The organism is Allocoleopsis sp. (genome assembly GCF_036703385.1).
Lineage (GTDB): Bacteria > Cyanobacteriota > Cyanobacteriia > Cyanobacteriales > Coleofasciculaceae > Allocoleopsis.
Map to the genome: position 1 here is coordinate 1 of NZ_DATNPA010000507.1, position 7,828 is coordinate 7,828.

At 48.0% G+C, this 7,828-nt stretch carries 9 protein-coding genes; 5 read left to right on the forward strand and 4 right to left on the reverse strand.

The features are described 5' to 3' along the window. Window positions 1-52 precede the first annotated feature (52 nt). On the forward strand, window positions 53-538 hold the full coding sequence (locus V6C93_RS24800) for a hypothetical protein (protein ID WP_333479343.1): 486 nt from the start codon (window positions 53-55) through the stop codon (window positions 536-538). Window positions 539-645: 107 nt separating this feature from the next. On the opposite strand, the gene V6C93_RS24805 is transcribed toward V6C93_RS24800, so the two are convergent. Then, window positions 646-807 carry a hypothetical protein gene (locus V6C93_RS24805; RefSeq protein WP_333479344.1) on the reverse strand — a complete coding sequence of 54 codons (162 nt, stop codon included), beginning with the start codon at window positions 805-807 and terminating at the stop codon, window positions 646-648. 12 nt (window positions 808-819) lie between these two features. Further along, window positions 820-2,475, reverse strand: a complete 1,656-nt coding sequence (locus V6C93_RS24810; RefSeq protein WP_333479345.1) for a hypothetical protein — start codon at window positions 2,473-2,475, stop codon at window positions 820-822. Window positions 2,476-2,869: 394 nt separating this feature from the next. Between V6C93_RS24810 and V6C93_RS24815 the strand changes: the two genes are divergently transcribed. The 4 genes from V6C93_RS24815 (at window position 2,870) to V6C93_RS24830 (ending at window position 5,920) form a co-directional block, all read left to right on the forward strand. Beyond that, window positions 2,870-3,931, forward strand: coding sequence for a FecR domain-containing protein (locus V6C93_RS24815; RefSeq protein WP_333479346.1), 1,062 nt, complete (start codon window positions 2,870-2,872; stop codon window positions 3,929-3,931). 224 nt (window positions 3,932-4,155) lie between these two features. Further along, window positions 4,156-4,473, forward strand: coding sequence for a hypothetical protein (locus V6C93_RS24820; RefSeq protein ID WP_333479347.1), 318 nt, complete (start codon window positions 4,156-4,158; stop codon window positions 4,471-4,473). Further along, window positions 4,460-5,752, forward strand: coding sequence for a DUF6745 domain-containing protein (locus tag V6C93_RS24825; RefSeq protein ID WP_333479348.1), 1,293 nt, complete (start codon window positions 4,460-4,462; stop codon window positions 5,750-5,752). Before V6C93_RS24820 ends, V6C93_RS24825 begins: the two co-directional genes overlap by 14 nt. Window positions 5,753-5,767: 15 nt before the next feature. Further along, a complete protein-coding gene (locus V6C93_RS24830) occupies window positions 5,768-5,920 on the forward strand; it encodes a hypothetical protein (RefSeq protein WP_333479349.1) in 153 nt (50 codons plus the stop codon). Between the two features lie 7 nt (window positions 5,921-5,927). On the opposite strand, the gene V6C93_RS24835 is transcribed toward V6C93_RS24830, so the two are convergent. Both V6C93_RS24835 and V6C93_RS24840 read right to left on the reverse strand, forming a co-directional pair. Beyond that, a complete protein-coding gene (locus V6C93_RS24835; protein WP_333479350.1) occupies window positions 5,928-6,497 on the reverse strand; it encodes a Uma2 family endonuclease in 570 nt (189 codons plus the stop codon). A 199-nt stretch (window positions 6,498-6,696) separates the two neighbouring features. After that, complete coding sequence (locus tag V6C93_RS24840) at window positions 6,697-7,569, reverse strand: WYL domain-containing protein (RefSeq protein ID WP_333479351.1); 873 nt, start codon at window positions 7,567-7,569, stop codon at window positions 6,697-6,699. Between the last annotated feature and the right edge of the window lie 259 nt (window positions 7,570-7,828).

The window sequence follows — 7,828 nt, forward strand, 5'->3', positions numbered from 1 at the left end:
TCTTAATAATTAAGCATTCTTTGTAATAGCCCTTAACTTGAGGAGATTTGGCATGAATGCAGTTGAACAAGCCAGAAGCTTAGAATTTACGACCAAAATTGCTGCGATCGTCAATTTGTTTAAGTCGGAGTTCCCCGATGCAAGAGCCGACTTGAAACCCTGGACAAATGACCCGGATACCCAAGAGCTAGTCGATCCAGATTCGATTGATATTGGCTTTCACTTACCCGGTTGGAGCAGAAAATTCCAATGCCGTAGCATCTTAGTTCAAATTCGGCTTTACAAAGACCCTTTAGATGATACCCGACGCGCCATAGGCATTGAAGCGGCGGGGTTTGATTATCGCGGCAAAGCATGGCGACTTTCCACGATTCAGGATTGGCAATTTGTGGGAGAGGGCGAGCCAGTACCGGAAATTCAGGAGAAGCTCAAGTACTTTTGCCGCGAAGCCATCAGTATTTTGTCACAAATTAGTAACACCTCATCTGAACATAAGGCAGACGGCACCGGAGCTCATACGAGGAGGCAGAAGGAATAAGAATTTTCATTCCTTCGCTGTGGGCGATCAGCTTCTCTGCGAGACGCTACGCAGTTTGCACTGGGCTGACGCTGACGCTATAGCCTTCGGCTTCACGCCCCGCTACGCTAACGTGCCGCTAGGCTAAAGCCTCGCTTTGCTAACGCTAACATGCCCGTAGGGCTGTACGCTGGTGCCAAAGGCGATCGCGCATGGTGTCTAATCGGATAATAGGAGTCAGGGGTCAAGGGAAAGAGAGTTTCATCCTTGGTCGTGCAATCTACTCGCATCGGGGTCGAACCTCAAAATAAAGTCAAATTGAAGTTGACCCCAGCACCAAAAACGAAGCCATTAAATTTGATGTATGGGTCGGAAGAATCACCAAAGCTATGTCCTCCATACAGGTAAGCTCGGCTATTGGGAGTCAGGGTATAACTTAGGCGGGCAAGGAGTTGGTGGTATTGGTCTTGCCGTTCCTGTTGGGTGAAGTCAGCAAAGGCAAACTGATAGTCGAGAGCCACTTCGAGCGGGGGGATGGGAGTGTACCCCAGCGACGCGCCTACAAAGTTAATCACCTGAGAGCGATCGCTGGGATTAGCCATACTCAGACGCAATTGATAGAAGGTATCTAGAGTTACCTGCTTGGCTAACACATCCCGTCGTCCCAGTTCTAGGTACAGGGAGTGATCATTGAGAAAGCGATCGCCACTATCCTGACTAAATAACTGTCGATTACTCCATCCCACTTCGCCATAAGTGCGACTCCCGATCTGCTGCCGAATTCCTAAGTTGAAATTCAATTGATCATAGTCATACTGAGCTTGCTCACTGTAACGAATTATATTTCCCCCCACCGAAGCCAACAGAGAAGTCTGGGGCCCTAGAGAGGGAGTGGCTAAAAGCGTCAGTCCTGCTCTGACCAAACCATCATCGATTGGGTCAATTCCTGAAAAGATGTTATTGCTTCTAAAATAGCCCACTCCCCCAAGTAGATAAACGGCTGGTTTAGAAGGAGTAGGCGGTGCGGGTAACTCCCGTAAGCGCAGCTTTCCTAGTTCTGGATCTTCACCACTAGCTGGCTGTTGTGACTCTGAACTATTTGCGCTGGGGGGCGGTTGCAGTTCCGAGGTGGGAAGATTTTCAGCTTCTACCACTATGTTGGAGGGCATAGGGCTGTACAGCGATTCTGACTGTGGAGTAAGCGGTTGCTGTGCGATCGAGCAAGCGATCGGGGATTGGGCTTGTGAAGACAGAGGGAGAGCATGAGCTTCCCTTGAGGCAGGAAATGAAGAGGTGAGTGAGGGAAGATTTCTTCCCTGTTCTATATTTGAATTGAGGAATTCTTCCCTGCTCACGAAAGCTCCGGCTTCCTGCTCACTAAAGCGTTGGTTCCGCTCTCCTACTCTTGCCTCTGGAGTGTTAACAGACACAGAAACAGACTGTGATGCACAAGAGGGAGGGGTACAATGCCCTTCCCCAATTTCTTCCAGTCCCCAATCCCCGTGAATTGTTGAAGGTGAGAACGTCTCCTTATTCAAGCTCCGGGCATCAGAGTGTCTTCTCACTAAAGCTTCAGGCGTCAGAGCGTCCTCTTCTCTTTCCACTTCCCCTTGTTGCAGCATCCTTTTGCCGTCTTCACCGACAGGTTGTGACCACTCCTGTGCCGCTTCTCCTGTCACGTCTGGTGGCAACACTTTTGGATGAGATGGGATAATCTCAGCGTCCTTAGAGGCGGCTGTGACCCCTACACTTCCCTTCTGGTCAGTGTTCGACACTGGAAGAGCCGCAGTTCCTACCTGAGAGGCAGACCAAGCGGGCTTAGTTAATGTCAGACCAACCCAGAAAACCAGACTTCCTAAAATTTCTAAGCGCGATTTTTGGGAATTTCGTTGAAAAAATCCATAAGGATGAGGTTGCAGTTGGGCAATTCGATGTTGGCAAGCAGTTTGGCGGCTCATAATTGAAGAAAATCTCTCTTCTCAGTATGTATTGCGGTAGATAACTAAGACTTCCTCAGAAAGATGGGCTGGCTCAGGGAACTAAATCTGTAAATCCACGGTCATTTGAGATAGATACACCTAAACTTCTATTCTGTTTACTGGGGAGCTGTCAGGGAGCATTAAAGATTGGGAAAGTATGAAGCTATATACGATGAAGTATGAAATTTAGGTGAAAGGGTTAGGAGATTAAACCCGATAAAGCTTTTCAACCTTTATTCTTAATAGTTGAGCATCTGTTCTATCTCCTATATCCTTTCCCTCAAAGAATAACCTGCTCAAATTGCTTCTGTGTCAATAGGTGGGTCTGCTGAGCCAAAAACTTGACATCTCTATTTACACTTGGTACTCTCCAATGCTGCGCAAAATTACTCTTTTACTAGCCTTAACCCTGTGGAGTTCTACTTCACTCCTTCTGCCAAAGGAAGCGAGCGCCCAGACCGCTTTAACTAGGGCAGTGATTGAGTCCCTCCGCAACCAAGTGCGATTGATTCCTAAAAATCAGTCGGCTCGACCCGCTCGCCCATCGGATGCCATGTCCCCTGGTGATGCGTTAGCGACGGCTAAGGCAGCAACGGCTCAGCTACGCTTCAATGACGGCTCTCTCGCCCGACTGGGAGAGCAGGCTGTATTCAGCTTTTCTCCTGGCACTCGTACCTTTGGGCTGTCCAATGGTACTGCACTGGTGTTAATTCCTCCAGGTCGGGGAACGACCCGCGTGCGTACCCCTAATGCAGCGGCAGGAATTCGGGGTTCAGCTCTGTTTGTCCGGTATATTCCCGAAACAGATACGACGATTGTAGGAGCGCTTACGAATAGCGGCATTGAAGTTTTTAATGAAGCTGCCTCTCAACGCCAGGAATTAAAAGCTGGCAATATGGCAGTCATTGTTAAAAATCGAATTGAGAAGGTATACGAATTTGACCTGAAGACGTTTTATCAAACCAGTGAGTTAGCCTCAGGATTAAATCTGACCAAGTCAGAATCGACGCCAAATTCAGATCAAGCGATCGCACAAGTGCAAGCTGAAACTTCTGAAGCGCTTCAAGCTCAGTCGCCGCTCACTGGTCAACGAGTCATCGAAAATCCGAGGTTTGTTCAGCTGGCGGCTAGTCCATCACAAGACTTTCCTCGCATTGGTCGCCCCATCACTGACGAGACTCCAACTTCTAGGCCGCCAAATCTTGACCTACCTGGGAACGCGAGCAGAAATGGTATAGATGTCAGGACACTGCTGGAAGGAGGGCAGATTCGAGACAATCAAGTATCTCCCCGAAATCCTAACCAGTTAGGTTCAGGCGGCACCTTCCCCGGTGGTGGCAGCACAGGCGGCACCTTCCCCGGTGGTGGCAATGCCAAGGGCCAAGTCAACCGTACAGTCAATAGCCCGACCATTACCCCAAGACTCACACCCTGATATTCCTCAAAAACGCAAGATGAAGGGTAAGGTAAAAAATCAAACTTTACCCTTTTGCGTTGGGTATGATTTTGTCACCCTATAGAAAAATCAGTAAAAGTAATATATAGATTAAGATACGTCTGAAAAAGCCTTATTGATGAAGAATTCCTAACCTGAGGACTGTAGGCGTTAATGCCAGCCCTTCAAGGTGTTAAAACAGAATAAAATCTGGAGAAAAAACGATGCAACCCATTCGACAAGGCGACGTAATTTTACTTTCTATAAAGCCAACTAATAGCACAGCCGCTCCGGAACACTTAGGGAAAAAGCTACCTCACTTGACGCTGGCAGAAGGAGAAGTAACCGGACACTCCCACCGGATTAGTGAGGGACAAGCTGAGCTGTACGAAAAAGATGGCACCCTCTATCTACGAGTCCTTTCAGAAATAGCAACATTGACTCACGAAGAACACAAAGCTATTCAAATTCCTCAAGGTAGCTGGATGGTGCGGATTCAGCGCGAATATGAGCCTGAGGGATGGAGATATGTCGCCGACTAAAATTACTCAGCTGACGCCCGAACACGAAGCTCTAATTCCCTCCATCCTAGAAAAGTGGACAAGGGTATCATGCTCAACAGAGCCGAGCGATCGCCAAAAAGCGGAAGCGGCTGTAAAAGCTGCCTATGCGGCGATGGGCAAACAAGAGCCTGTGATTCGCTGTTTCAGTAGTCCGAACGCCGCTAAGCTGGCTGTTTTTGAACAACAGCCAGCCCGACAGACGGCGCAGCAGTTGGGCGCACCTGTGCTGATGCCATTTTCCAGCCAACTTCAGGCTCAGATAGGGAAGCAACTGGAAGCAGAACTGTGGCATCAGCTGCAAATCCAACTGTCGAACCAACAGTTGCAGAATTTGTTTCAACTACGAGCTCTACTGATGTGGCAATCCCAGGAGCAGATTTCGGAGCGGCTGTTGGAACTATCAGGGCAGTTGCGAGAGCAATGGCTCAGACAACAGTGGGAGCAGCAGCAGGAGGAACTCAGAAAGCAACTCTTTCAAGCACCAGGAGGACAAGTGCTTGTGCAAATTGGGGATTCCCTGTGGCAAAACATTGGGGAACCTCTGTGGCAGCATTTAGCGAACCAACCGCTCGTGGAGTGGGGCCAACAGCAGTTGCAGCAGAACCCGTTCGTTCAGATGATGGATGTAGCGGGGTTTGCGTTTTATGGCCTGTTACTTCCGGGTTTAGAGGCTTCCTCTATTGCTCTAATTGACTTTTGTATTTCCGTCTTAAATTGCGAGTACGATGCAAAACAATGGGAAGCCTATCAGTCATTACTTTCCGAATGTGGCTGTATTTTCCCGTTTGAAAAGACTTGCATCATTTGCGATCGCCCCAGCAAACTTTCGTTCGACAACGAACATCGCCTCCACGCTGAAGGTGAACCCGCCATTGAGTTTGCCGATGGCTACTGTTTGTACTACTATCGCAGCGTCAGTTTGCCAGAAAAATATTGGGTTCACCCGCACCACTGGCAAGCGCGATGGCTTTTGGAAGAGCGCAATGCTGAACTGCGTCGTGTACTCATTCAGGGAATTGGCTACTCACGCATTTGCCAAGAATTGCAAGCAACTGAATTAGATTCTTGGCGGGAATACACGCTGTTAAAAATCGAGAGTGAGGTTGATGTCGAGCCAATGTATCTGCTAAAAATGACCTGCCCTAGTACGGCGTATATTCACGCGATGCGAGTACCGCCTACGATGCGATCGGCGCGTGAGGCCATAAGCTGGATGAATTGGGGAACCGATCCAGAGGAATTTTCTGTGGAAACCTGAAGTTAGAGCTGATTGATGAAGCCTTCTGGCAGCAAAACCAAAGCTCAAGTCTGGATGGGGGAGCATGGCAAAGTGCGATCGCGCTCCGATCAGCTTGCAACGGTTCAATGTGTATTCAGGGAGGGAGCGCTTACGTATTGGGGAGAGTTGACTTTTTTGGCATCGTAACTTTACCTCATGTAAAACTCAACCAATTAAACAACTCTGCTACAGACAATTCCCAATCGCCTAAAACACTCAGAATGGGTAAAGTATCCGTATTATATTTTACTTCTGGGAGCTGATTAGATTGAAATACACTGACGGATTCATCTTCCGGATCGATGAACCAACCTAGCTTTGTTCCATGCTTGAGGCAGAAGCTAATTTTTTTAATGACGCGATTGGGCGATTGGTCTGGGGAGAGAATTTCAATTGTCCAATCGGGAGTAATTAAAAATCGATTTTCAATCCTACCATTAGGACGTAACGGAATGCGTTGCCACTCAAAAACGGCGATATCTGGCACGACTGAACCACCCCCAAAGGTGCAGCGCAACTCAGTAAACGCATGAGCTAATTTCTGTGGTATGCCCACCTGGTTAATGGCGGCTGTTAAACGGGATTGTAAGGTGCTATGTTCTCCTTGTGGCATAGGTTTTTGGTAGATGTGACCGTCGATATATTCACTTGCTGGTTTAGTTTCCGGCAACTTTAGGAATTCTTCTAGAGAAAGCTTGGATTCAGACTGAATTGAAGACACCATCAGTAATTACCCCTTGAATAATCCAAGTGCACACCTGATATGGAAAGAGTGTTCCCTAGGAAAATACACTGATTTTAGGATAGAGGCGATCTGAAGAACTCTACACGAAGAGCGCGATCGCATGGAAAGCAGCTTGTATCGCCTCGCCTAAGACAGATGGTTGATTGTGGCTCCTAGGGCAGCCAAGATGTCTGCCTATCTATGAGTTTTCCCGGATTTCCATATCGTACTGTTGACACTGAAGACGTAGCTTTTGCTTGATGCGATCGCGCAGACTCTCTGGCGACATCACCACGCAATCTTCTCCATACTGCATCACTTCACGAAGAAACCAGAAGGTACTCGACACTCTTCTTACAACTCGCCGGACTCGTGATTGATCGGGTAGCCAGTCATTGGCACTATCTTCGGGTTTGGCTCGATAAGCAAATGCCAAACCTTTCAAGAGGTGCATTTCTACCTCAATTTGATCGAGACAGGGCAGCCACTGGCCCTCAACAGGTGTTACCGCCGCATCTTGAATACGGTCTAAACGCAAGCACCAGTTGTGACGCAGTTCGTCTATGTCCTGATTGCCTTCTGTTTCCTCGCACCAGCAATCAAGATACAGTCGTTTTTCGTGGGGAGTGACTTTGGCATGGCGGACAGTAAAGTTCCATAAACGTTCTGCTGCATCGTGGTAAGAAAGCTGAAATGGCTGGTGACGTAGGATGTATCGGTCAATCTCTAAACGCCAAGGTGGGGGCAGGTTTTCCAAGAAGCGTTCAATTTCTGCTCGTAGAGGTAAGGAGAGTTCGCTGCGTTCTAGCAGTAACTCAGCCACAATTCGAGCTTGTTCAATCTGTCCTATGTCAGTCAACGCATAAATTGATCGTTCTAGTGCTCGGATGCGTGTTTCTGACCAGTCGTTATTTGGGAACACTAAAAGTTGGCGACGTGCGATCGCTTCTACCAACTTGGAGATGTTGGGACGATCGCCCCACTTCATACCGAGTTCGAGTGCGATCGCTTCGAGTTCGGCTTTGTCGCGATCGGATATGGAGAGGGTGATGGACTGACCTTTTCGACTCATTTAATTTATACGGACAATTTATCCTTGTATTTCTTGGCAATCTCTATTTTGGGTGTCATGATGGGAATCAACAACAAGTTACGGACAGTTTTTAAGGGTATGTCCGATTATAGAATTACGCTGAAACCTGTTTATTCTTGCCCTGCTAAGGAACTACCTCTGCAAGTGAAGCTGCCAGAAAGTTGGTCGCTATCCTGGCATCAATTAGAAACTTGGAAAGCAATCCGCGACCCGAATATAGATGTTATTTTTAACACCG